Origin of the sequence: Streptomyces sp. AK010 (assembly GCF_014207295.1) — a bacterium.
Lineage (GTDB): Bacteria > Actinomycetota > Actinomycetes > Streptomycetales > Streptomycetaceae > Streptomyces > Streptomyces massasporeus.
Window position 1 is genome coordinate 425,984 of sequence record NZ_JACHCX010000003.1, and the last position, 22,761, is coordinate 448,744.

At 73.6% G+C, this 22,761-nt stretch carries 23 protein-coding genes; 15 read left to right on the forward strand and 8 right to left on the reverse strand.

Features of this window, described 5'->3' with window-relative positions; genetic code table 11:
• Positions 1-246: 246 nt before the first annotated feature.
• From HDC93_RS08145 to HDC93_RS08160, 4 genes are all read left to right on the forward strand, one after another.
• Positions 247-1,920: a substrate-binding domain-containing protein gene (locus tag HDC93_RS08145; RefSeq protein ID WP_311774513.1), complete on the forward strand. Its 1,674-nt coding sequence runs from the start codon at positions 247-249 to the stop codon at positions 1,918-1,920.
• A complete protein-coding gene (locus HDC93_RS08150; RefSeq protein ID WP_185008892.1) occupies positions 1,920-3,311 on the forward strand; it encodes an extracellular solute-binding protein in 1,392 nt (463 codons plus the stop codon). Before HDC93_RS08145 ends, HDC93_RS08150 begins: the two co-directional genes overlap by 1 nt.
• 145 nt (positions 3,312-3,456) lie before the next feature.
• Positions 3,457-4,083, forward strand: coding sequence for a Scr1 family TA system antitoxin-like transcriptional regulator (locus tag HDC93_RS08155; RefSeq protein WP_185008614.1), 627 nt, complete (start codon positions 3,457-3,459; stop codon positions 4,081-4,083).
• A gap of 115 nt (positions 4,084-4,198) precedes the next feature.
• On the forward strand, positions 4,199-4,393 hold the full coding sequence (locus tag HDC93_RS08160; RefSeq protein ID WP_185008616.1) for a DUF397 domain-containing protein: 195 nt from the start codon (positions 4,199-4,201) through the stop codon (positions 4,391-4,393).
• A gap of 34 nt (positions 4,394-4,427) precedes the next feature.
• On the opposite strand, the gene HDC93_RS08165 is transcribed toward HDC93_RS08160, so the two are convergent.
• Positions 4,428-4,574, reverse strand: coding sequence for a hypothetical protein (locus tag HDC93_RS08165; protein WP_185008918.1), 147 nt, complete (start codon positions 4,572-4,574; stop codon positions 4,428-4,430).
• Positions 4,575-4,708: 134 nt separating this feature from the next.
• Between HDC93_RS08165 and HDC93_RS08170 the strand changes: the two genes are divergently transcribed.
• The 4 genes from HDC93_RS08170 to HDC93_RS08185 all read left to right on the forward strand — a co-directional run bounded on the left by HDC93_RS08170 (position 4,709) and on the right by HDC93_RS08185 (position 9,106).
• The gene (locus tag HDC93_RS08170; RefSeq protein WP_185008618.1) at positions 4,709-6,052 is read left to right on the forward strand and encodes a helix-turn-helix transcriptional regulator; all 1,344 of its coding nucleotides are present in this window, start codon (positions 4,709-4,711) and stop codon (positions 6,050-6,052) included.
• Positions 6,053-6,292: 240 nt separating this feature from the next.
• Entirely contained in the window at positions 6,293-7,300 is a 1,008-nt protein-coding gene (locus HDC93_RS08175) for a permease (RefSeq protein WP_185008620.1), read from the forward strand.
• Positions 7,297-8,112 carry a TIGR03943 family putative permease subunit gene (locus tag HDC93_RS08180; protein ID WP_185008622.1) on the forward strand — a complete coding sequence of 272 codons (816 nt, stop codon included), beginning with the start codon at positions 7,297-7,299 and terminating at the stop codon, positions 8,110-8,112. Before HDC93_RS08175 ends, HDC93_RS08180 begins: the two co-directional genes overlap by 4 nt.
• A 187-nt stretch (positions 8,113-8,299) precedes the next feature.
• Positions 8,300-9,106 carry a GAF and ANTAR domain-containing protein gene (locus tag HDC93_RS08185; RefSeq protein ID WP_185008624.1) on the forward strand — a complete coding sequence of 269 codons (807 nt, stop codon included), beginning with the start codon at positions 8,300-8,302 and terminating at the stop codon, positions 9,104-9,106.
• Positions 9,107-9,226: 120 nt separating this feature from the next.
• Here HDC93_RS08185 and HDC93_RS08190 read toward each other — a convergent pair whose 3' ends face one another.
• A complete protein-coding gene (locus HDC93_RS08190; protein WP_185008626.1) occupies positions 9,227-10,012 on the reverse strand; it encodes a hypothetical protein in 786 nt (261 codons plus the stop codon).
• Positions 10,013-10,642: 630 nt separating this feature from the next.
• Here HDC93_RS08190 and HDC93_RS08195 point away from each other — a divergent pair.
• Positions 10,643-11,617, forward strand: a complete 975-nt coding sequence (locus HDC93_RS08195) for a nucleoside hydrolase (RefSeq protein ID WP_311774514.1) — start codon at positions 10,643-10,645, stop codon at positions 11,615-11,617.
• Positions 11,618-11,853: 236 nt separating this feature from the next.
• On the opposite strand, the gene HDC93_RS08200 is transcribed toward HDC93_RS08195, so the two are convergent.
• Positions 11,854-12,789, reverse strand: coding sequence for an LAETG motif-containing sortase-dependent surface protein (locus HDC93_RS08200; RefSeq protein WP_185008631.1), 936 nt, complete (start codon positions 12,787-12,789; stop codon positions 11,854-11,856).
• Between the two features lie 288 nt (positions 12,790-13,077).
• Here HDC93_RS08200 and HDC93_RS08205 point away from each other — a divergent pair, with 288 nt between their 5' ends.
• The 3 genes from HDC93_RS08205 (at position 13,078) to HDC93_RS38215 (ending at position 15,757) form a co-directional block, all read left to right on the forward strand.
• Positions 13,078-14,760 carry a glycoside hydrolase family 13 protein gene (locus HDC93_RS08205; protein ID WP_185008633.1) on the forward strand — a complete coding sequence of 561 codons (1,683 nt, stop codon included), beginning with the start codon at positions 13,078-13,080 and terminating at the stop codon, positions 14,758-14,760.
• A 266-nt stretch (positions 14,761-15,026) separates the two neighbouring features.
• A complete protein-coding gene (locus HDC93_RS38210; RefSeq protein WP_260419466.1) occupies positions 15,027-15,488 on the forward strand; it encodes a hypothetical protein in 462 nt (153 codons plus the stop codon).
• Positions 15,446-15,757, forward strand: coding sequence for an Ig-like domain-containing protein (locus tag HDC93_RS38215; RefSeq protein ID WP_260419467.1), 312 nt, complete (start codon positions 15,446-15,448; stop codon positions 15,755-15,757). Before HDC93_RS38210 ends, HDC93_RS38215 begins: the two co-directional genes overlap by 43 nt.
• Here HDC93_RS38215 and HDC93_RS08215 read toward each other — a convergent pair.
• Both HDC93_RS08215 and HDC93_RS08220 read right to left on the reverse strand, forming a co-directional pair.
• Positions 15,751-16,239 carry a hypothetical protein gene (locus HDC93_RS08215; RefSeq protein ID WP_185008635.1) on the reverse strand — a complete coding sequence of 163 codons (489 nt, stop codon included), beginning with the start codon at positions 16,237-16,239 and terminating at the stop codon, positions 15,751-15,753. The genes HDC93_RS38215 and HDC93_RS08215 overlap by 7 nt on opposite strands.
• 54 nt (positions 16,240-16,293) lie before the next feature.
• Positions 16,294-16,668, reverse strand: coding sequence for a DUF6479 family protein (locus tag HDC93_RS08220; RefSeq protein WP_185008637.1), 375 nt, complete (start codon positions 16,666-16,668; stop codon positions 16,294-16,296).
• A gap of 438 nt (positions 16,669-17,106) precedes the next feature.
• On the opposite strand from HDC93_RS08220, the gene HDC93_RS08225 reads away from it, so the two are divergent.
• Positions 17,107-17,520 carry a DUF5994 family protein gene (locus HDC93_RS08225; RefSeq protein ID WP_185008639.1) on the forward strand — a complete coding sequence of 138 codons (414 nt, stop codon included), beginning with the start codon at positions 17,107-17,109 and terminating at the stop codon, positions 17,518-17,520.
• Positions 17,521-17,522: 2 nt separating this feature from the next.
• Here the strand turns inward: HDC93_RS08225 and HDC93_RS08230 are convergent, their stop codons facing one another.
• Entirely contained in the window at positions 17,523-17,885 is a 363-nt protein-coding gene (locus HDC93_RS08230; protein WP_185008641.1) for a DUF1304 domain-containing protein, read from the reverse strand.
• A 525-nt stretch (positions 17,886-18,410) separates the two neighbouring features.
• Between HDC93_RS08230 and HDC93_RS08235 the strand changes: the two genes are divergently transcribed.
• Positions 18,411-18,995, forward strand: coding sequence for a tellurite resistance TerB family protein (locus tag HDC93_RS08235; protein WP_185008643.1), 585 nt, complete (start codon positions 18,411-18,413; stop codon positions 18,993-18,995).
• 18 nt (positions 18,996-19,013) lie between these two features.
• On the opposite strand, the gene HDC93_RS08240 is transcribed toward HDC93_RS08235, so the two are convergent.
• Both HDC93_RS08240 and HDC93_RS08245 read right to left on the reverse strand, forming a co-directional pair.
• Complete coding sequence (locus tag HDC93_RS08240; protein WP_311774515.1) at positions 19,014-19,886, reverse strand: serine hydrolase; 873 nt, start codon at positions 19,884-19,886, stop codon at positions 19,014-19,016.
• Complete coding sequence (locus tag HDC93_RS08245) at positions 19,883-20,833, reverse strand: LysR substrate-binding domain-containing protein (RefSeq protein ID WP_311774516.1); 951 nt, start codon at positions 20,831-20,833, stop codon at positions 19,883-19,885. Before HDC93_RS08245 ends, HDC93_RS08240 begins: the two co-directional genes overlap by 4 nt.
• A 115-nt stretch (positions 20,834-20,948) precedes the next feature.
• Between HDC93_RS08245 and HDC93_RS08250 the strand changes: the two genes are divergently transcribed.
• A complete protein-coding gene (locus HDC93_RS08250) occupies positions 20,949-22,592 on the forward strand; it encodes a penicillin-binding transpeptidase domain-containing protein (protein WP_185008647.1) in 1,644 nt (547 codons plus the stop codon).
• Positions 22,593-22,761: the final 169 nt, after the last annotated feature.

The window sequence follows — 22,761 nt, forward strand, 5'->3', positions numbered from 1 at the left end:
GCCGGTGCCCCGGGGGCCGGGATCGGGGGCGGTGCTGGGGAGGCCAGTGCCCCGGGGGCCGGGGGCGGTGCTGGGGAGGCTGGTGCCCGGAAGGCCGGTGTCGGGGAGGCGGATGTCCCGACCGCCGGTGCGGGGAAGGCCGGTGGGCGGGAGGCCGGTGTCCCGGGGGCCGGTGCCCGGAGGGCCGGCAGCCGGAAGGCCCGTGCCCGGAAGCCCGCCACCCGCTCCGGACGCATCGTGCCGGCGGTGCTGCTCGCCCTGCTCGTCACCGGCGCCGGTGGCTACGGCATCCTCGTCCTGACCGGCGAGTCCGCCCTCTGCGGGCCGTCCCTGGAACTGCGTGTCCTCACCGACCCCGACCTGGAGCCGGTGATCCGGGCGGCGGCGGACGCCTACGTCACGTCGGACGCCAACACCACCGGTGACGGCTGTCGGCGCAGCGGCGTCACCGTCAACAGCGCGGGTGCCGCGGCCGTGGTGACCGCGCTGGGCGAGCGCACCGATGCCTGGCAGCAGCCCCGCGAGGACGACAACCCGCAGCGGGACATCGGCCCGCAGCCGGACGTGTGGATCCCCGCCACCCGCGCCGACGTCGACCGGGTCACCTCGGCCGCGGCCCGGGAGGACCGCGTCTTCGCCCGGCTGGAGCCGCAGGACGGTCCCCTCGCGTACTCGCCGGTCGTGCTGGCCGTGCCGAAGGCACGCGGCGCCGGTCTCGACCCCACCGGCCGGTCGCTGGCCGAGCTGCTCGACGACCTGGAACAGGCCGACGCCACGACAAAACTGCACCGCTCCGACCCGGAGTCCACCGGCTCGGCGCTGCTGGCGACCATGGGCCTGTACGGCGACAGGCCAGGGGCGCGCGGCGCGGCCGACGCACGCGCCGCCGAGCAGCGCCTCGCCCGGACCGCACGGCCCGAGCCCTCGGCCGCGCGGCTGCTGTGCACGCTGCCCGGCGACCACGCGGTGGACGGCCGCAGCACGGCACTGGTCCCGGAGTTCCTGCTGAAAACGGGCCTCGGCTGCCACCCGGCCACCCGTGTCCCGCGCGTCGCCGCCTACCCCGACGACGTGCCCGGTCTGGAACCGGCGTTCGTGCGGGTCCGCTGGGAGGACGGCGACCGGGACGCCGAGGCGCGGGACGACGCGGTGGACCGCTTCCGCACCTGGCTGACCGGGACGGACGGCCGGGCGGTGCTCGGCGAGCACGGCTTCAGGTCCGCGACCGGTGACCGCGGCCTGCTCGACGCGGCGTCTGCCCCCGAGGGCCTCGCCGAGTCCGTCCGCCCGGCGCGGCGGGCCGACCCCTCGACGATGGATCGGGCACTGGAGCGATACGGCAACGCGCACGGCCCCGGCCGTGTCCTGTTCCTGCTCGACAGTTCCGGCTCGATGGCCGGCCGGTGGGACGGCTCCAGCGGCGGCCCCGGCATCCTGAAGCAGACCCTGCCCGGGCTCGGCGGGGAGGACGAGTACGGCGTGTGGGCGGTGCACGGCACCGGCGACGGTACGCACACCGCGCTGCTGCCCTTCGGCACACACGAGCGCTCCGCTGCCGAACGGGCCCTGGACAAGGCCGAGGTGCGGGACGCCGAGGCCGATCCGTCCGGGGCCCTGCGGGACGCCCTGGAGTTCATGCGGGGGCGCGGCACCGACGAGCGGCCGCAGCTGATCGTGTACCTCACCGACGGCGAGGACGACGGACGCCTGACCGGCAAGGCCCTTGAGGACGTCCTCGACCGGGCCCGCGGCGCGGGCGCGCCGGTGGCCATGGTGTCCCTGAGCAGCTCCGGCTGCGACCAGGGCCGGCCCGCCCCGCGCGTCGCCGAGGCCGGCCGGGGCCGCTGCCTGGACGTCGGGGACGACCTCGTGCCGGCCCTGCACGACGAGGTCGCCCGCACCGGAACGGGGGAGGAATGATGGCCCGCCGTCTGACGGCCGCGGCACTGTCGCTGCTGTCCCTGCTCGCGCTCACCTCCTGCACCGGCACGGACACCCGGGAGCAGCCGCAGGACGCCGACCCGCCCCGGATCGTGGTGGCCAGCGGCCAGGACGTCACCGGGAAGAACGGCATCCGCCAGCAGCTCATCGACGCCTGGAACGCCAAGGAGGGCGAACACGGCTACCGGGCCCGCCTGGTGGAACTCCCCGGCTCCGCCGACCAGCAGCGCAGCCAGCTGCTCGGCGCGCTCCAGTCGGGCGGGGCCGAGTACGACGTGGTGAACCTGGACGTGACCTGGATCCCGGAGTTCGCCGCCGCGGGCCTGATCCGCCCGCTGACCGGCGCGGCGGTGAAAGCGCCCGGCGACATCATCCGGTCCGTCGACAGCACGTCGTTCTGGGACGGGAGGCGGTACGCCGTTCCGTTCAACAGTGATGTGGGCCTGCTGTACTACCGCAAGGACCACCTGCGGAAGGCCGGCACCTACCGGACCGAGCTGGGCCGCGGCGTCACCTGGGACGTCCTGCGGCAGCTCGTCGACGTCGTCAACGACCGGCCGAAGCCCGAGGGGTACGAGGACGGGTGGACCACGCAGCTCGCCGCCTACGAGGGCCGCACGGTCAACGCGATCGAGGCGTTCGCCTCCGCCGTCCCGGACTTCGCGCTGACCGACCGGGACGGGCGGTACGCCACAGACGAGACGCAGTTGACGTCCGGGGTGGCCGAACTGCGGGAGCGCACGGCGTCGTCGTACATGTACGGGGAGGCCACCGGGTCCCGCGAGGCCGAGTCGCTCAGCGCCTTCGCGGAGGGCCGCACGACCTTCCTGCGGCACTGGCCGTACGTCTACCCGTCCCTGTACGAGACGTTCAAGGGGAACCTCGGTGTGACCCGGCTGCCCGGCAAGGCGGTGCTCGGTGGCCAGAACCTGGCCGTCACCTCCTCCACCTCCGATCAGCGCGCCGCGAAGGCCGCCGAGCTGATCGCGTTCCTGACCGACCCGGACAGCGAACGCTGCCTGCTGCGCGCCGGGTTCGCCGCGACCCGCACGTCGGCCTACCGGGCTGCCGGCAGCACCCCGGAGTGCCGGCACGCCGCCGCGTACTCCGAGAGCGCCTCGGCGTCCCCCACCGGCGAGAGCGCCGAACTCAAGGCACCCGACCGGCTGTCGGGCGGCCTCAGCTACTCCCGGGACATCCTGCTGCCCGCCCTGAGCGAGGCCGTTCAGCGTCCCCGCACGCCCCTGTACGGCGCCGTCACACAGACCCTCATCACGGAACTGGACGCCCTGTACGGCCCTCACTCGGTGGGTGACGTGCAGGTGGCGAAAAGCCTTGACGAGGCGTTGAGCAAGGTTTTGCCCGGTTGACCCGGTTGAATTTCCTCCCGGCGGTGTTCACAATTCCTCCATTGCGAAGGCCTGCCCCCCCGTAGGTGACGTCGATTTCGCACTGACCATGAAATCCATGCAATCCATGCAACGCATGCAACTCAATTAAACGGGGACGGACTTCGTGAGCGCACGAAGCAAGGGAATTTCTTCTGTCATCGCCTTCGCCATGACCGGCGCGCTCGCTTCTCTCGTCGGCCAGATCGAGACCGCGCACAAGGCCCCGACCAGAGAGTTCGCGGAACGCGCGGATGCGGCGCTGATGGCGGACGGTTGTTTCTCGCGGTTGGTGGGGCTGGTGTTGAGGAGCCAGCTTCCCGCGTGGTTCCAGGCGTATGCGGAGATGGAGGCGAAGGCGACCTACATCTGCACGTATCAGTCGCAAGTGGTATATGGGCTTCTGCAGACCCAGGAGTACGCGCGGGCGGTGCTGGGCGCATCCCAGCCGGAGAACCTCGAAGAGCTGGTCGCGGCTCGCATGGAACGGCAGCGCCTCCTCCGCAGGAACAAGCCGCCGCTGGTGTGGGCGATGCTGGACGAAGCGGTGCTGTACCGGCCCGTCGGTGGCCGGGAGGTGATGCGAAACCAACTGGCGCACCTGTTGAGCCTTCGGAACCAGCGGCGTCTGAAGATCCAGGTGCTTCCCCTTTCGGCGGGGAACACCCGGGCCTGCCGGGTGCTTTCAACCTCCTGCGCTTCGACGCCGACCCGGACATCGTCTACACCGAGGACTTCATCCAGGGGCACATGACGGCCAATCCGGACGGGTGTCAGCGAGGGCTGGCTCCATTACGATCAACTGAGAGCTGCCGCGCTCTCGGTACGGGACTCGGCGGACCTGATCGCCCACGTGATGGAGGAGCGCTATGGAGACCAGCCGGCAGCTGTGGAGCGCGACGTGGCGTAAGTCCAGCTTCAGCAGCAGCGGCGGGGATTGCGTCGAGGTCGCCGACCTCGGGCCCGGCGTCGGTGTCCGCGACTCGAAGAACCCCGAGGTCGGCATCCTCACCGTCTCTCCAAAGGCCTACGCCGCCTTCGTGACGTACGTCAGCGCTTCCTGAAGGGGACCGGCGCCAGCAGGTCATGCCCCGGCGCTCAGCGGGAGTCGGCGACGGTCCGCTGCTCGTGCTGCGGGGCATCCGCTCTCGCCGGGCCCGCGTTCGCCGCGAGCAGTAGGGTCGCCACGGCCACGAGGGCTGCGGTGAAGCCTCGGGCGTACCGCTCGGCGGTGCGTGTGCGCATCAGCACGGCGACCTCGCAACTGGGGCGGCGACTACGGCGGCAACGTATTAAGCACGTTCGACAATGCGGCTTAACACTCCGTTTAACCTAGGGGCAGTACGGGCCGAACGGCAAGAGACGCAGGGGGAGTTGGCGTGGGGGAGCGTGATGATCCGGGGACCATCGGCCGCCGGGTGCAGCGGTTGCGTGTGGAACGCGGACTGACACAGCGGCAGTTGGCTGAACCCGTGTACACACCGGCCTACATCTCCACCCTGGAGTCCGGCCGGGTGCGCCCCTCGGACGACGCCCTGCGGCATCTCGCGGAGCGGCTCGGCGTCGCTTTCGACGAACTCGCCGGCGGGCACTCCGCCCGGCTCGTCACCGGACTGCGGCTGCGACTGACCGAGGCCCGGCGCACCCTCGCCGTCGGCGAGGCCGAGGCGGCAGCCGAGCAGTACGCCGAGCTGCTCGCCGAGGCCGAGGCGAACCACCTGGCCGCGGAGCAGTCCGCCGCGCTGCTCGGGCTCGGCGAGTGCGCCCTGGAGACGGGCGAGCTCGTGGCCGGCCGGCAGTACTTCGAGCGGGCCGAGGAATGTCTGGCCGGCGCCCCGCTGCCCGCCCGCGTCCCGGCCCTGCGCGGCCGGGCCGTGGCCCACTACCTCGCCGGTGAACTCCGCTACGCCGTCTACCTGCTGGAGGCCACCCTCGACGAACTCAACCGCGGCGGCCTGCACGACCCGGACGCCCTCCTCCTGCTCTACGCCAGCGCCATCGGTCCCTACATGGACATGGGCGCGCACGCCCGGGCCGCCCAGGCCGCCGAGTTCGCCCTGGCCCTCGCCCCCCGGTCCGACGACCCCGCCCTGGTCGCCCGTATGCACCGGTCCGTCGCCCGCACCCTGGTCGCCGAGGGCCGTCTCGCCGAGGCCGACGCCTCCCTGGCCAAGGCCACCGAGCTGTACCGGACCCTGCAGATCCGCACCGAGCTCGCCAACTGCCACTGGATGCGCGGCTACGTCTACGCCCAGGACGGCCGGCTGGAACGCGCCGAGGAGGAACTGCGGCAGGCCCTCGGCATGCTGTCGGCCAGACGCGCCGCCCTCTACAGCAGCCAGGTCGCCGTGGAACTGGCCGACGTGCTGCACCGGCGCGGCCGGTCCGACGAGGCGGCGGCCCTGCTGCACGACGTCCTCGGGCAGCTGTCCCCCGAGCGCGGCGCCGTCCACGCCGCCGCCGCGCACCGCCTGCTCGGCATCATCGCCGAGGACGCCCGCCGCACGGAGGACGCCGAGGAACACTACGTCCGCGCCCTGAGCCTGCTGGAACGGGCGGGCGCCGCCGGTGACCTGGCCGACCTGTGCCGGCTGCTCGGGGACCTGCTGCGGCGCACCGGGCGGGTGGAGGCGGCCCTGGACGCCTACCGGACGGGCCTCGGGCACCGCACGGCCCCCGGCACCACGACCCTCGGGCCCGCGCCCGCACAGCCTCCGCTGTGAAGCCCGCCCGCACAGCTCCGCCGTGAGATAGCCGCCCGCACAGCCTCCGCCGCGAGATAGCCGCCCGCACAGCCTCCACTGTGAGATAGCCGCCCGCACAGCCTCCGCTGTGAAGCCCGCCCGCACAGCCTCCACTGTGAGATAGCCGCCCGCACAGCCTCCGCTGTGAGAAAGCAGGGCACTCACACAGCCGTGCGGGTTAGCCTCCCACCCGGGATGTGAACGACCGGGGCGGGGCGCGTGGAGAACCAACGGACGGTGGCCGACGGCATACGGCTGGGCCTGCGGGCCCTGGTCCACGCCGTCCTCGGCGGTGCCGCGCTGCTCGCCATCGCGACGGTGGCCTCGGTGCTCGGGCCCATGCTGGCGCTCGACCTCTACACCCCGCCCGTCGCGGCCTGGTGGACGGTGTTCACCGCGATCACCGTCCAGGGCGTGCCGTTCCTGCTGCTGGGCACGCTCGTGTCGGCGGCGATCGGGGCGTTCGTGCCCGAGCGGGTCTTCCAGCGGGTGCTGCCCCGCCGCACGGCGCTCGCCGTGCCGGTCGCGGGGGCTGCCGGGGTCGTGCTGCCCGGCTGCGAGTGCGCGTCCGTGCCGGTGGCGGGAAGCCTGATGCGGCGGGGCGTCGCACCGGCGGCCGCGCTCGCTTTCCTGCTGTCGGCGCCCGCGATCAACCCCGTCGTGCTCGTGGCGACCTCGATCGCCTTCCCCGGGCAGCCGGAGATGGTGCTCGGCCGCCTGGCCGCCTCGCTCGCCACGGCCGTGGTGATGGGCTGGCTGTGGGCGCGGTTCGGGCGGGAGGAGTGGCTGCGGCTGCCGAAGCGCGGCGGCGGGCAGGCCCCGGGCGGCGGCCCGCGCGCCTTCGTCTCCGGGCTCCAGCACGACTTCCTGCACGCGGGCGGTTTCCTGGTGCTCGGGGCGGCCGCCGCCGCGACGTTCGGCATCGTCGTGCCGCGCTCGCTGCTGGAGGTGTTCACCGGCTCGGCCTGGCTGTCGGTGCTGCTGCTCGCGGTGCTGGCGGTCGTGCTGTGCGTGTGCAGCGAGGCCGACGCGTTCGTGGCCGCGTCGCTGAGCGGCTTCTCCCCGACCGCGCGGCTGGCCTTCATGGTGGTCGGGCCGATGGTCGACCTGAAGCTCATCGCGCTCCAGACGGGCACGTTCGGCAGGGCCTTCGCGGTGCGGTTCTCGGCGGCGACGTGGGTGGTGGCCGTGACGAGCAGCGTCCTGGTCGGGTGGTGGCTGCTGTGAGGCGCTCCGGACCGGCCGTCCTGCTCGCCCTCGTCGGCGCGGCGATCCTGCGGGTGTCGCTCTTCAGCGAGCTGTACCTCCGGTACGTACAGGCGGGCCTACGGCCGTACCTGGTGGTGTCGGGGGCGGCGCTGGTGCTGCTGGCGGTGGCGGTGGCGGGGGTGTCACGCGGGGCGGCTGTTCACGAGGCCGAGGGCCACGAAGGCGGTGACGGTGACGGCCACGAAGGCGGTGACGGCGGCGGTGACGGTGACGGTCACGAGGGCGCTGGAGATCACGCAGGGCACAGCCACAGCGACACCCACGGCCACGGCCCCGCCGGGCCCCGCGTCGCCTGGTTTCTCACCCTCCCCGCCCTCGCCCTCCTCTTCTTCCCGCCGCCCGCGCTCGGCTCCTACAGCGCGGAGCGCGAGGCGGCCCAGCGTGCCGCGCAGGGCGTCGGCACCTTCCCGGCCCTGCCGTCCGGGAACCCGGTCGACCTCGCCCTCGAGGAGTTCGGCTCCCGGGCGGTCTACGACAGCGGCCGTTCCCTGAAGGGCCGTACGGTCCGGCTCACCGGCTTCGTCACCCGTGACGGCGATGGCACCTGGTACGTCACCCGCCTCCTCGTCGCCTGCTGCGCCGCCGACGCCACGACCGCCAAGGCCGAGGTGCGCGGTGTGGAGGCGCCGCCGGTCGACACCTGGGTGACGGTCACCGGCACGTGGCACCCCGAGGGCGAGCTGGGCTCGACCGAAGCCTGGCCACCGGTCGTCGACGTGACGTCCCTGCGCCGGGTGCGGCAGCCGGACAACCCGTACGAGAAGCGCTGAGGCCCGGTTCCCCACGGTGACGCCCCGCCCGGTGGTTTTGCGCCACCCGTAACGGGTAGTCGGGGCACGGTTCCGGGAGGGCTCGGATTGATCCGGGCGGGTGCCGGGCCCGGTGCCGGGCCCGGGTGCGGTCGTCTGCTGTGGTCGCGTGCTGCGGTCGGCCGCGGTGAACGAAGGAGGCGGTGGCGTGCGGCCCAGGGACGATCCCCGAGACGCCTCCGACGGCGACGGCGACGACGACGGCGCCCGGGGCCACGGCCGCATCAGGGGTAGGGGCCCGGACCCGGACGGAGCCCGGGCCGCTGACGTGATCGCCAGAGGAGTGCGGGGCGCCGAGCCCGGAGAGGTTCCGGGGCGGCTGTGCGACGTGGCGGTGGAACTGCTGCCGGTGATCGGCGCGAGCGTGTCGCTGCGCAGCGAGGGCATGCCCGTGCAGCTGAGCGCGAGCAGCCCGCAGGCCGCGCACCTGTCGCAGATCCAGGCGACGCTGGGCGACGGCCCCTGCCAGAGCGCCGTGGCGGACGGCGCGCCCGTGCTCGCCTGCGACCTGACCACCGGCCGCGACGCGGGACGCTGGCCGGTCTTCGCCCAGCAGGCGACGGAGGCCGGGGTGCGGGCCGTGTACGCGGTTCCGCTGGGCAGCGGCGCGGCGTGCGTGGGCACGCTCGACCTGTACGGCGACCGCCCGGGCGCCCTCACCGATCGCCAGCTGCACGTGGCCCGGATCGTGGCCGGCGTGATGACCGTGGCCCTGATGGCACTCCCGCACGGCGACGAGCCGGAGACGCGGGACGGGGAGGACGACTGGCTGAGCGGCCTGGCCTCCGACCACGACGAGGTCTACCAGGCCGTCGGCATGATCATGGCGCAGCTCGGCGTGGGCGCGGACGACGCGCTGGCGCGGCTGCGGGCGGACGCCTTCGCGCGCGGGCGTACGGCCCTGGACGTGGCCCGAGACGTGATCGCCCACCGCACGCGCTTCGACTGGTCCTGATCCCTGAGATCCGGCACCGGCCCTGAGATCCGGCACCGTCCCCGATATTCGGTACCGGCCCCGAGATCCGGTACCGGCCGGCCCCGAGGCCCGGTCATGACTCCCAGGACCGGGGTGCCGTCAGATCTGCGCCCGGCCCTGCTTCCTGATGTCGGCCAGGCGCTGCGCCCCGAGTTGCACGGCCTGTTGGGTGACCTCCGCGTACACCTCGTCGAGGCCCGCGTTGGTGAGGGTGATCGTCTCCTCGCCGACGCGGACGGCGGCGAGGTCGACCGTGAGGTAGGTCAGCTGACCCTCCTCCGTCTCGCCGGCCAGAGTGACCCGCAGGGCCTGCCGGGCGTCTCCCACCGGTGGCAGCGGCAGGTCGCCGACCTCCACGCCCTGGATGCCGCCGCGGGTGGTCGCGGCCGTGAACTGGCCGCACCTGCCGGGCAGCGACTTCATCCAGTCCAGCGTGCGGTCCACGTCGGCCGGGGGGTGGGCGGTGACCCGGTAGTGCAACTGGGCGTCGGTGTCTCCGTCGTCGAGTGCGGACGTCGCCTGCGGGCCCTTCGGCGTGCCGAACGGCTCCTCCGTGTAGAGGGCGTCCAGCAGCCGCTGGCAGTCCCGGTCCTCCGTGGTGGCCTTGAGCAGTCCGTCCCGCCAGGTCCGCGCGCCCCGGGTCGGCGCCCACGGCTCCCCGAGGTCGGCCTCGGTGACCAGGGCCGCCCGGGCCTGCGCCTCGGTGAGGGCGGCCCCGGAACCGGCCGGCTGCTCGACGGCGGGTGACGCGCCGGACGCGGACGCGGAGGCGGAGAACCAGTGTGGCCGCGGCTCGTCGTCGACGGAGCAGCCGGCCGTGGCGAGCAGGGCGGTCGCGGACAGCGCGGAGACCAGGAGGGCACGGGTGGCCGGGGGACGGGTCATCGGGGTGCCTCCTGCGGGGGGCTCATGGAGGCCTCTTCGTGCGGGGGCGGGCTCTCCAAGATCGGGTGAGTGCTCTTACGGCACCACCACGACCGCCCGCCCACCAGCGATACGGGCCGTCCGGGTGACCGGACCAGGACGTCCATCGCCCCCCCCAAGGACCAGGACGTCCACCGCCCCCAGGACCAGGACGTCCCCCCTCCCCAGGACCAGGACGTCCACCCCTCCCCAGGACCAGGACGTCCACCGCCCCCCAGGATCAGAACGCCCACAGCTCATGGAGACCACCCACGCACAGAACCCCCACCGCCCCTCGTCCGAAAACCCGTCGCCCGCCGCCCCCGTGCGGGGCGTGACCAGGCAGGTCACCGTCGACTTCGAACTGACCGATGCCGGCCGCGCTCCGCAGGGGAGCCGGTCGGCCGCCTTCACGGGCCGGACGGTCATCGACCGCAACGACCGGGCGTCAGCGGGGCCCGCGGCATGGTCGGCCGGAAGGGGACGCTGGAGTTCGACGTCAGGCGGGACGCCGGTCCTGACGCGGGCCGGAGCCCGGAACGGGCCGGGGCCCAGGCCGTAGGGTCGCTGGTGCGGAGCTTTTCCGCGCAGCCACTGGAAGGAGTCCCCGCCGTGACGGACGGTCAGCCCATCCCGGTGATCATCGACTGCGACACCGGTGTAGACGACGCCCTCGCCCTGCTGTTCGCCGTACGGCACCCGGCGCTCGACGTGCGGGCGATCACCTGCGTGGCCGGGAACACTGACGTCGACGGCGTCGTCCGCAACACCCTCACCGTGCTGGAGCAGGCGGGTGCTCCTCCCATCCCCGTCGCCCGGGGCGCCGAGCGGCCGCTGATCGAGGCTCCCCGCTCGGCGCGGCACGTGCACGGGCACGACGGCATGGGCGACCTGGGCCTGCCGGAACCGTCCCGCGGGCCCGCCGACGTCGACGCGGTGACGCTGCTGCGGCGCGAGATCCTCACCTCCCCGCGCCCGGTCACCCTCATCCCCACGGCTCCCCTCACCAACATCGCGCTGCTCCTGCGCACGCACCCGGAGGTGGTCGGCAACATCGAGCGGATCGTCTTCATGGGCGGCGCGGCGGCCGTCGGGAACGCCACGCCCGTCGCGGAGTTCAACGTCTGGCACGACCCGGAGGCGGCCGCGATCCTGCTCAGCGCCGGGGTGCCGATCACGATGTACGGGCTCGACGTGTTCACCCGGGTCGTGGTCCCCGCGGCGGATGTGCGGAGGCTGCGGGCGAGCGGCGAACCGGGGGCGCGGCTGGCCGGGGAGCTGCTCGCGCACCGTCCGGCCCATCCGGACAGCCGTCCCGACGACCCCTCCGAGACGGCCGGCGGCCTCGGCGACGCGGGCGCGGTGTGCGCGGTCGTCGACCCGGAGGGCCTGACGACCCACCGCCTCCCGGTCGACGTCTCCCTCGCGCCCGGTCCGACGCGCGGCATGACGATCGTGGACCGCCGCCCCCGGCCCGGTGAGGCGGAACTCCACGAAGGCACGCGCGAACAGCCGCTGGTCGACGTGGGGTTGGACGTGGACGTGGAGCGCTACGTGAAGCTGTACCTGGCGACGGTCGAGATGTGATCTATTGACTGTCGATCGCTATCGAGTGGTCTGACCGGTGGTGTGGCCATCGGCGCAGGGGAGCGCCCGGTGTGCTGTCGCCGCCGGACGACAGCACACCGGGCGCTCTTCGGTTTCGGACGTCCCTGCTCGGGTGGTCCTACAGGGTTCCGGCGCCCTTACGCGTCGCGCTGGGCCCTACGCGTCGCGCTGGGCCCTACGCGTCGCGCTGGGCCGCTACGCGTCGCGCTGGGCCGCTACGCGTTGCGCTTGGCCGCGCGGCGACGGGTCGCGACGACGAGGGCCGCGCCGCCCGCCAGCAGGGCCGCCGCGCCGAGCGCGATCGGGCCGGTGCTGCTGTCGGCGCCGGTCTCGGCGAGGTCGCCGCCACCGCCGTTCGGCTTGGGCGCGACGGGCGTCGACTCCGAGGCGCTCGGGGTGGGCGTGTCCGTGTCGGAGGACGGCGGCGTCGAGGGCTCGGCCGGCTCGGACGGGGACGCCGGGGGCGTGGTCTCCTCGGCCGGCTCGGACGGGCTCGCGGGCGGCGTGGAGGCGGGCGGCGTCGTCTGCGCGGGCGGCGGGGTCGTGCAGTTCTTGGTGCCGCCGTTCCAGGCCGCGATCAGCTTGTCCTTGATGACCGGGCGGTCCGGGCCCTTGGGCAGGTCGCCGTGCTCGAAGCCGTCCTTCGCGTCGAGCTCGCCGTCGAACTTCACCGCGCCCCGGTAGAGGTCGATCTGCCCGAAGCAGCCCTTGTCGGGGATGGCGATGTCGAGCGACTCGGTGCCGCCCGGCTTGACCGTCACCGTGTCGAAGTCGACGAACACCTGCTCGCCGGAGGTCGCGAACGTCGCGCCGTGGGCGAGGTAGGAGGCGAGGGAGGCCGTGCAGGCGGCCGCGTCGCCGGCGGTGCGGACCTTGATGTGGACCTTGCCGTCGTCGGTCGGCTTCAGGTTCTGGTCGTCGACCTTGACCGAGTCGTGGAAGGTGGTGCCGTCGAGGGAGAACTGGCAGCGATCGGTCCCGGTCTCCGTGCCCGCGCCCGTGCCGGGCTTGTAGCTGCCGCCGGACGACCAGCCGTCCCCGCCGGGCGTACCGTGCGCGAACGCGGTCGTGGCGGAGGCGGCGCAGAGGGCGAGGGCCGCGGCGCCGGTCCCCAGCAGGCGTCGCGCGGTGACACGTCTCGCTATGGACATGCGTATCCCATTTCTTGGCGTGTGCCGAACCCGGGTGGCGGCATGCGGGCGGCGCGCGGCTGCCGGGGCCGTACCGGGGGGTGAGTGGTCTGAGAAACACTGGGCTCATTGGTCACATGCGCCTCAGTGGCCCCCATCGTGGCGGCGCCGCAGCACGCTGTCAACCTGCGGCAATGTAAAGGAAGTTGCGTCGCCATCACACTTTCGTCACAGCAGGAATGGACTGCTCCGATCGGCGCGGTGGTTGCTTTTTCCGGCATTCTGGACAGATTCAATGCTGTCGCCCGTATGCCCTGTGAAGGAGACCGCGTGACCGATCGCTCCACCCTCGACCTGTCGTCCCGTGACTCCGACTGGTGGCGCCAGGCGGTCGTCTACCAGATCTACCCCCGCAGCTTCGCCGACGCCGACGGCGACGGCCTCGGTGACCTGCGCGGCATCACCCGCCGTCTCACCCACCTCACCGCCCTGGGCGTCGACGCCCTGTGGCTGAGCCCGTTCTACCCGTCCGAACTCGCCGACGGCGGCTACGACGTCGCCGACCCCCGGGGCGTCGACCCGCGCCTGGGCACCCTCGACGACTTCGACGCCCTGGTCGCCGAGGCCCACCGCCTCGGCCTGAAGGTCATCGTCGACATCGTGCCCAACCACTCCTCGCACCGGCACGTCTGGTTCCAGGAGGCCCTGGACGCCGGCCCCGGCTCGGCGGCCCGCGACCGCTACGTCTTCCGCGACGGACGCGGCGAACACGGCGCACTCCCGCCCACCGACTGGCAGTCCGTCTTCGGCGGCAGCGCGTGGAAGCGGGTGCCCGACGGCCAGTGGTACCTCCATCTGTTCGCCCCCGAGCAGCCCGATTTCAACTGGGAGAACCAGGAGGTCCGCGCCGACCACCGCACCACACTGCGCTTCTGGTCCGACCGCGGGGTCGACGGCTTCCGCGTCGACGTCGCCCACGCCCTCGCCAAGGACCTGAGCGAACCCCTGCGAGACCTCGGCGCCCCCGAACTGAGCGGCGAGGAGGCACTCGCCGCGATGCCGCCCGGCACCCACCCCTTCTACGACCGCGACGACGTGCACGAGATCTACCGCGACTGGCGCAAGATCCTCGACGCCTACCGCCCGCCCCGCATGGCCGTCGCCGAGGCGTGGGTGCCCGGCGCACGGCGTGCGCTGTACGCCCGCCCGGACGAACTGGGCCAGGCCTTCAACTTCGAGTATCTGCAGACCGGCTGGGACGCGGAGGAGCTGCGGCAGGTCATCACCGACTCGCTCGCCACCGCCCGGGCGGCGGGCGCCTCGGCCACCTGGGTGCTGTCCAACCACGACGTCGTACGGCACGCCTCCCGTCTCACGCTGCCGCCCGGCACCGACCCCAACGCCTGGCTGCTCTCCGGCGGCCATGCCCCGGCCGTCGACGGGGCGGCCGGGCTGCGCCGGGCCCGGGCGGCCACCCTGCTGATGCTGGCGCTGCCCGGCTCGGCGTACGTCTACCAGGGCGAGGAACTCGGCCTGCCCGAGGTCGCCGACCTGCCCACCGAGGTCCTCCAGGACCCGATCTGGGAGCAGACGGGCCACGTCCGCAAGGGCCGCGACGGCTGCCGGGTGCCGCTGCCGTGGACGACGACCGGACCGTCGTACGGCTTCGGGCCCGGCGGTGCCTGGCTGCCGCAGCCGCCCGCCTTCGCCGCCTACGCCGTCGAGGCGCAGGACGGCGTCGAGGGCTCGACGCTGGAGCTGTACCGCACGGCTCTGCGGCTGCGCCGCAAGCTCCTCGACGGCGAGGAGCTGACCTGGGCGGACGACGCCCCGGACGGCGTGCTCCGGTTCGACCGCTGCGAGGGGTGGCGCTGCGTCACGAACCTCTCCGGCAGGGCGGTCGAGCTGCCGGCCGGTGAGGTGCTGCTGACGAGTGCGCCGCTGGAGGGCGGGCGGGTCGGGCCGGACACGACGGTGTGGCTGGGCCGGTGAGGTCGTCCCTCGGCTGCGGCGGCGCGGTGGCCGGTCGCGTGGTTCCCCGCGTCCCTTCGGGGCGGGTGCCGTTGGCGTGGCGCGGTGCTGTGGCGGACCGTCTGCGGCTGCGGCGGCGCGGTGGCCGCTCGCGTGGTTCCCCGCGCCCCTTGTTGGCGCGAGCCACTCGCGTGGATCAGCAGGGCGTGCCGCCCGGGGGCAGGCCCGTGAGAATCGTCGGCGGAGTGTCTTCGACGGCCGGACACGGACAAGGAGCCCCGCCCGCGATGAACAGGTACAGCGGGACAGCAGCCGTGGTGGGGGGCGTCGTGGTGGGTGTGCTCGTGGTGCCCGGGGCGTCCGCGGTGGCCCGGGACGGTGGGCTAAGGGGAGCGGCGACGATCGCACCCGGCCGGGAGGGCATCGTCGAGGTCGCGGGTGTCCCGGAGGGCGCCGAGGGTGTGACGCTGACGGCCCCCCGGGGCACGCGGGTGACCGGTGCGCCGCTCGACGCGTCCGGCTACCGCGGCTCGGTCGCCGCCGACGGGCGCAGCGCCGCGTACACCGTCACCGGCGGGGTGTCCGGGCAGGACGGCGTGCTCCCCTTCGTGCTGGCCGTGCCCGGGAACGCCGTCCCGGGCACCCGGCTGCGGGACTGCTCGCTGCGCCTCACCGACGCCCGGGGCGTGCCGCGGGCCGTCGGCAGGTGTTCGGTGACCGTGGGCCTGGCCTGGCCTCGCCGACCCTGACCCACCCGCTGTCCGGTGTACCGCTGGCCGCCCGGCCGGAGGTCTCCGGCACCGCCCACCCGGGTGCCCAGGTCACCGTCCGCGACAAGCACGACCAGGAGGCCTGCGCCACCACCGCAGCCCCCGACGGCACCTGGAGCTGCGCCCCCGGCACCGCCCTCCCGGCGGGCGCCAACCGGCTTCAGGCGGTCGCCGCCCTGAACGGGGTGAGTGCGATGAGCGAGCAGATCGACATCGTGGTGGCGGAGACGGGCGCGGGTCGTCAGTAGCGCACGGCGCGGGCCACGTCCGTGCGGATGTCGCCGGAGAGGTCATGGGTGCTGCGGGCGGTGGCCGTGGCGGACTCGCCGGCCTGTACGTGTTCGACCGTGACGATGACGGTGTCGACCAGGTCGCCCCCGGAGCTCTTGAAGTCGACCTGGACGGCGAAGGAGCGGGTCGAGTCGTCGGAGTTGCGGACGGTGACCTCGGCCCGGACCCGGCCGTCGGAGCCGGTCACGGGCGTGCCGATCCGCACGTCTCCCTTGACGTCGATGCCGTCCTGGATGTCGTCGAGGCGACGCCCGGCCTCCGCCGTGGCCGACTCGATCGCCTCGGAGGCTCCAGACGCGATCGACCCGACCGCGGACTCCGCCTTGCTGGCTGTGTCCGCGGGAGTGTCGTCGCCGCTGCAGCCGGTGAGTACGGCGGACAGGGCGAGCGCCAGGGCCGCCCCTCCCGTCGCCCAGCGGGTCCGGTGGCGGGCAGCCATGTCGCCTCCCTGGTCCTCTACGGCCCCCTATGGGCCCCTTACGGCCTCACTGCCTCATGTGCGGCCGAGTCCGCCGCCGCCGAAGGATCCACTGGATCCGGGCGACCAGCGGCGCGGTTTCTGGTCCTTGCCGGTCCTGGTGCTCGAATGGTGGAGCTCATGCGGCATGAGCCGCTGCCCGTCGCGCGTCACGACCGGCATGTCGTCGGGCTCCCGCATCTCCCGCTCCTCGCGGACCGGCCCGCTGTCCGGGACGTGCGGCTGTTCCTCCGGCGAGGGGTGATGGGTGTCCTTGTCCATGACCTGCATCCCGACCCGCACGGCCCAGATCAGCGCACAGGCCACGATCAGCCCGCCGACGAAGGCGATGGCCACGGCGACCGCGTGATCTGACGACGCCGCCAGTTCTGCATACGTTGCCGTATTCATGCCCCAAGTATTGCCGACGGAATGAGATAAAGCGCCCGGAATGCCCTTTTGGTATGTGCCCGGCGACCAGCGATGACCGGCACGCGCATTCACATCGCCGCGGAAGCACAGGACAGCGATACGGGCGCCCCGCGCCCCGCGCCCCGAACGGACTGTGGCGACGTTCCGCGTCGTAACACCCGGATGCGACTCCTCCCAGGCGTGAACACCAGGGTGCTTTCGAGAAGCAGGTGGCTGGCAGAGGAGATGCGGTGGCCCCGGCCCCCGTACCGCCCCGCGGGGTACGGTGGAGGGACCGAGGGTATGTCGCAACCGGTGGCCGAACCGGTCTCGCCCCGGCGCTCCACGCCATCCCGGGACGCCTCCCGGGGCCTCCCACCGGGCTCGCGGCTTCGCCACCTCGTGGCCACGCACCCCCACCGCAGCAGGAGCCCCTCGATGACCTCCGCCTTTTCGCCCCCGCCGTCCGTCCCCGCGCCGAGCGGGGCTCGGCTGCGGATCGCGGACCAGCCCCGCCGGGGCAGCACGGCCCGACGGATCGACGGGGCATGGTGGCCCCGCTCGTACGACCTGGCCGCCGAACTGCCCGGGCTGCTCGGCGGGCTGCCGGGCGCCTGGGGCCGGATCGACAGCGTCCTGGTCAACGGGGACACCTGGCCGGACTGCCCCGAGCGGATGGTCGTCGCGGGCAACGCGGTGCACGTGGGCCGCACGGACTCGCCGACCGCCCCGCACACCGTCTGCCTGCTCACCCCCGGCCGCGGCCGCTGGGACCTGCTGGTGGTGCCGCCCGCCACCGAGGAGGCGGAGGCCCGCCGGCTCATGGAACGGGCCGTCGAGCAGGGCGTCTGAACTCAGCGCGCGAGCAGGACCAGGGCCAGGGCGGCCAGCGCCGGGACGGTCTGGACAAAGATGATCTTCCGGCTGGCGGTCGCGGCGCCGTAGATCCCGGCGATCGCGACGCACACCAGGAAGAACACCGAGACCTGGAAGCCCACCGGGTCGGCCGCGACCGCGCCCCACACCAGTCCGGCGGCGAGGAAGCCGTTGTAGAGGCCCTGGTTGGCCGCCAGGGCCTTCGTCCCGGCGGCGAACTCGGCACTGGTGCCGAAGGCGGCCCGGGCCCGTGGCGTGGTCCACAGGAACATCTCCAGCACCAGGATGCAGGCGTGGAGCGCGGCGAGGGCCAGCACCGCGAGCGTGGCGAGGGTCGACATGCGCTCATCATCACAGCACCGCCCGGCCCGTCCTCGTTCGGGCCCTCCCGGGAGGCGCCGCAGGTCCCGGACTGGCAGATTGCGCCCAGAGGAAGGCCGGTTTTGGCCGTCGCGTCCCCGCGTGTGCCGCTCGGGAGCCGGGACCGGCCTTCCCGCCTGCGGCGCGGTGCCCGGTGACGGAGCGGGGCGTGGAGCGCCTGGGCGCTCTCGCCTTTGCCGCTGCCGGCCGGGATGACGGGCGGAGGGCGGCGTCGATCCGTGTGCCCGCAGGCCTGCCTAAGCTGCGGGGTCGCACCCCCTGGCAGCGGTGGGCTTCGCGGCGTTCCGCCTCGCCCCCCCGCCTGTAGCTCCGCTCACGCGACAACGCCTGACAACCCGCCACGGAGGCCGCCCGCCCCCGGCTTCGGGGTGCGGGCGGTCTCCGTTTCGTTTTGCGGAACCTTTGCCTGGGGCCGGGCGTTGGGAGGGGTGTGCGCGCGTGAGCGGGTGCGCCAGGTGAGGCCTACAAGTACCGAGGTGACGTCAATGGCAGTGTGGGACCGGCTCAAGGACCAGGCCAAGGCTCTCCAGCAGGGGCAGGGCGGGCGAGGCGCCGCGACCGGTGGGCACGGCAGTGGTGGGCACGGCAGTAGTGGGCACGGCAGTGGTGGGTCGAGGTCCGGTGGTGGCGGCAAGGCCCAGCTGGTCGGTCTGCTGAAGACGCAGCTCGGGTCGTTGAAGAACGAGTTGAAGAGCGGTGCGTACCGGGACGCGAGCATGGCGATGTGCGCCCTGGTCGCGGCGGCCGACGGGAACGTGGACCCGGCCGAGCGCCAGCAGGTCGAGTCGATGATCCTCAGCAACGACGTCCTGCAGAACTTCCCGCCGGAGCAGTTGCGCACGCGTTTCAACAAGCACGTGGACCAGCTGACCGCCAACTTCCAGTACGGCAAGTCGGAGGCCATGCAGGAGATCGCCAAGGCCGCCAAGAAGCCCACCGAGGCCAGGGCCGTGATCCAGACCGGCATGGTCATCGCCGGTGCCGACGGCCACTTCTCCCAGGCCGAGGCGACGGTCCTGCGCGAGGCCTGTGCGACGTTGGGGGTGAACCCCGCCGAGTTCCAGCTCTGACCGGCGGGAGCCGGCCGCTCAGGGAGCGCGCAGGGCGTCCACGGCCAGGCGGGCCGCCGTGCCGATGACGGCATCGGCGGCGGGCAGGAGCGCGGAGGTGCGGGCCGTGCGGGTGAAGACGGCGACGGCGTAGCGGCCCCCGTCGGGGTATTCGACGACCCCGACCTCGTTGCGCACGGTCGGCAGGCTGCCGGTCTTCCCCGCGACGTGCACGTCGTCGAAGGGGAAGCCGGAGGCCAGCCGGTGCGGCCACACCTGGAGGCCGAGGATGCGGCGGATGGCCGCGCCGTGCTCGGGCGTGCACGCCTCGTCGCGCCAGACGGCGGCGAGCAGCCGGGTCATGTCGCGCGGAGTGCTGCGGTTGGTGCGGGCCGGGTCGAGTGCGCGCAGCCGGGCGACGACGAGCGGGTCGGCCAGGGACCGGGCGCCGCCCGGCCCGGCGTCCTCCCTGATGGTGGAAAGGAGTTCGCCGAAAGTGTGCACGGCCAGGGTGCGGGCCAGGCCGAGGCGGGCCGTGGTGCGGTTGACGGCGTCGAGACCCACGCGTTCCAGCAGCTGATCGGCGGCCGCGTTGTCGCTGACCGACATCATCAGGTAGGAGAGGTCGCGCAGGGACAGCCGGGCGCCGTCGAGCATCGCCGCGAGTCCCGTCGGGCCGGTGGTGCGGGCCTGCGGGGGGCACTCGACTTGCTCCGTGAGGTCCAGGATCCCGGCGGCGGCCTGTTCGTGGAGCGTGACGAGCAGGCACAGCTTGTGGACGCTGGCGGTGCAGACGGGCTGGTCCGCGCCGGCGTCGAGCTGCGCACCGGAGTCGATGTCGAGGGCGTGCAGCCGGCCGGTGACCCCGGCGTCGGCGAAGGCCGCGTGGATACGGGCGAGGGCGTCGGTCACAGCCAGTACTCCGAGGCCGGGCGCAGATGCAGCGGGCGGGCGGGCAGATCGGGGCTCGCCCCGGCGGTGCTGCGCAGCGCCCGCGTGGCGGCCTCGGTGAACGCGGCGACGGCGGCGTCCCCGCGCCCGCCGGGCCAGGCCACGGAGTGCCGCAGGGCGAGCGGCGCGCCGGTGAGGGGCCGCCAGACCACGCCGGAGGCGGGGCTCGGCGGCCGGCCCCCCTCCCCCTGGCCGTGCGCGTCACGCGGGCTGATCGCCACCGCCCGCGCCGACAGCACCAGGCCGCGGACGAAGCTGGTGCCCTGGGCGTGGCGCACGGCGGGCGGGGTATAGCCGTTGCGGGCGCAGGTGGTCAGGAGGTCGTCGTAGACGGCCGGGGCGCCGGCGCGGGGGAAGAGGATCAGGTCGTAGCCGGTGAGCGAGGCGAGCGGGACCTCGTCGAGCCCGGCCGCCGCCGCGTCGCGGGGCAGCAGCACGCCGAGCTCGCGTCGCAGTACGGGGCCCAGCTCGAGGCCGGAGACGTCACAGGGGTGGTGGATGAGCCCGACGTCCAGCTCGTGCGCGGCGAACCGCTCCAGTTGCTGGGCGGTGGGCAGCTCGTGCAGTTCCAGTTCGAGGCCGGCGGCGGTGCCGGAGAAGTGCGCGAGGAGTGCGGCGACGGTCTCTCCGGACACGTCGGGTGGCAGCGCGGCCCGCAGCAGGCCGGTCTCGCCGTCGCGGATGCGGCGTGCGGTGGCCATGAGCGCCTCGGAGCGGGCGAGCACCTCCCGGGCCTCGGCGAGCAGCAGCGTCCCGGCCTCGGTGATGGTCACCTGCCGGCTCGTGCGTTCGAAGAGCCGGACGCCCAGGTGTCTCTCCAGGCGTTGGATGCGCTGCGAGAGCGGCGGCTGGGCCATGCCGAGGCGGGCTGCGGCACGGCCGAAGTGTGACTCTTCTGCAACAGCCACAAAGCACTCCAGGTGCCGCACCAGGTCCACGAGCAGCAATCATATCGGCTGCATATTGATCCGACATCGATACCGGTCTTGGACAGAGTCCCCGGGCCGCTGCTGTTCTCGGCCCATGGACTCTCATGCGGACCACTCCAGCGTCACCACCGGCGGCCCCGGGCCGCGCAGGAAGGCCACACGGGCCGTCATCGCCGGGGCGGTGGCGCTGGCCGCCGTCGCGGGTGGGGCGTACGCGGCCGGTGTCGGCCCCTTCGGACGGGACACCGGGCCCGACCCGGCGGCCGGGAAACAGGCCCGGGCGTTCCTGGCCGACTGGGCCGCCGGCCGCATGGAGAGCGCGGCGGGCCGTACGACCAGTCCCGGCACGGCACCGCGGGTGCTGGACAGCTTCACCGCCGGACTCGACATCGACGAGCCCGAGCTCACGGCGAAGCCCGCGACCGAGACGGGGGACGGCGCGGTCGCCGTCCCGTTCACCGCGCGGATGCCCGTCACGGGCCTGGGCACCTGGACCTACGAGTCGAAGCTGCCGCTGCGCGAGCAGGGCGACGGGTCCTGGAAGGTGGACTGGCGGCTGTCCCTCGTCCACCCCCGCCTGAGCGACACCGAGAAGTTCCGCCTGGAACGGGAGGAGACCGAGCCCCCCGAGGTCACCGACCGGGACGGCACGCGGCTCACCGGCGACGCCTTTCCCTCCCTCGCGCCCCTGATGACCCGGCTCGCCGGGGGGAGCGGCAAGGACTCCGGCGCACGCGGCGCGATCCGTCTCGTCGACCGGACCACCGGCGAGGTGGAGCGCACGGAGGCGTCCTTCGGCGCGAAGACGCTCCGGGCGGACAAGGGCCCGGTCCCCACGACCCTCGACGCCGACTGGCAGTCCGCCGCCGAGAAGGCCCTCGCCTCCCGGGCCGGGGGCAAGAACGCCGCGCTGGTCGCCCTGCGCATCGACGACGGCGAGATCCTGGCCGTCGCGAACTCCCCGTCCACCGGCTTCAACCGCGCGCTCTCCGGCACCTACGCCCCCGGCTCCACCTGGAAGATCGTCACCAGCAGCGCCCTGCTGATCGAGGGCGCCGTGGCCCCGGACGACGTGGTGGACTGCCCCAAGTACCTCACGGTGGGGAAGAGGTTCCAGAACGTGGAGCTCTCCGACCATCCGGGGGCCACGTTCCGCAAGGACTTCACGGAGTCCTGCAACACGGCGTTCATCAGCCTGCGCGACCGGCTCGACGACGGGCGACTGGGGGAGGTCGCCCGCACGTACTTCGGGGTCGGCCAGGAGTGGCACGTCGGTGCGCCCACGTACGACGGTTCGGTGCCGGTGCCCAAGGACGAGACGGAGAAGGCCGCCTCGATGATCGGGCAGGGCCGCGTGCAGGCCAATCCGCTGATCATGGCGTCGGTGACCGCGACCGCCGTGTCCGGCACCTTCCACCAGCCCTCGCTCACCGCCGGCAACGAGGACGGCACCCGCACGACTGCGCTCCCGCGGGGTGTCGTCACCCAGCTGCGCGCGATGCTGCGTGCCACCGTCACCGACGGCACCGCGAAGGTCCTTTCGGACCTGCCCGGCGGGATCGGCGCGAAGACCGGCACCGCCGAGGTCTCCGATGACCAGGACAACAACGGCTGGCTCGTCGCCCACCGCGGCAACGTCGCCGTCGCCTGCGTCGTGGAGGAGGGCGTCACCGGCGGCGGCTCGGCCGGCCCGATCGTCCACAGCCTGCTGTCCGCGGTCCCGGACGACTCCGCGTGACAGCGGCCCACTCCGTGAAGGAGCCCGCCGTATGACCCCCGACCGGAGCGTGTCCCTCGACCGGAGCGTGTCCCTCGACCGGAGCGTGTCCCTCGACCGGAGCGTGTCCCTCGACCGGAGCGTGTCCCTCGACCGGAGCGTGTCCCTCGACCGGAGCGTGTCCCTCGAG

Bases quoted from the DNA above. Each gene is read 5' to 3' on its own strand.
- HDC93_RS08150 (WP_185008892.1), top strand. From the start codon at position 1,920: ATGGCCCGCCGTCTGACGGCCGCGGCACTGTCGCTGCTGTCCCTGCTC.
- HDC93_RS08160 (WP_185008616.1), top strand. From the start codon at position 4,199: ATGGAGACCAGCCGGCAGCTGTGGAGCGCGACGTGGCGTAAGTCCAGC.
- HDC93_RS08165 (WP_185008918.1), bottom strand. From the start codon at position 4,574: ATGCGCACACGCACCGCCGAGCGGTACGCCCGAGGCTTCACCGCAGCC.
- HDC93_RS08190 (WP_185008626.1), bottom strand. From the start codon at position 10,012: ATGACCCGTCCCCCGGCCACCCGTGCCCTCCTGGTCTCCGCGCTGTCC.
- HDC93_RS08200 (WP_185008631.1), bottom strand. From the start codon at position 12,789: ATGTCCATAGCGAGACGTGTCACCGCGCGACGCCTGCTGGGGACCGGC.
- HDC93_RS08205 (WP_185008633.1), top strand. From the start codon at position 13,078: ATGCCCTGTGAAGGAGACCGCGTGACCGATCGCTCCACCCTCGACCTG.
- HDC93_RS38210 (WP_260419466.1), top strand. From the start codon at position 15,027: ATGAACAGGTACAGCGGGACAGCAGCCGTGGTGGGGGGCGTCGTGGTG.
- HDC93_RS08215 (WP_185008635.1), bottom strand. From the start codon at position 16,239: ATGGCTGCCCGCCACCGGACCCGCTGGGCGACGGGAGGGGCGGCCCTG.
- HDC93_RS08220 (WP_185008637.1), bottom strand. From the start codon at position 16,668: ATGAATACGGCAACGTATGCAGAACTGGCGGCGTCGTCAGATCACGCG.
- HDC93_RS08225 (WP_185008639.1), top strand. From the start codon at position 17,107: ATGACCTCCGCCTTTTCGCCCCCGCCGTCCGTCCCCGCGCCGAGCGGG.
- HDC93_RS08230 (WP_185008641.1), bottom strand. From the start codon at position 17,885: ATGTCGACCCTCGCCACGCTCGCGGTGCTGGCCCTCGCCGCGCTCCAC.
- HDC93_RS08235 (WP_185008643.1), top strand. From the start codon at position 18,411: ATGGCAGTGTGGGACCGGCTCAAGGACCAGGCCAAGGCTCTCCAGCAG.
- HDC93_RS08250 (WP_185008647.1), top strand. From the start codon at position 20,949: ATGGACTCTCATGCGGACCACTCCAGCGTCACCACCGGCGGCCCCGGG.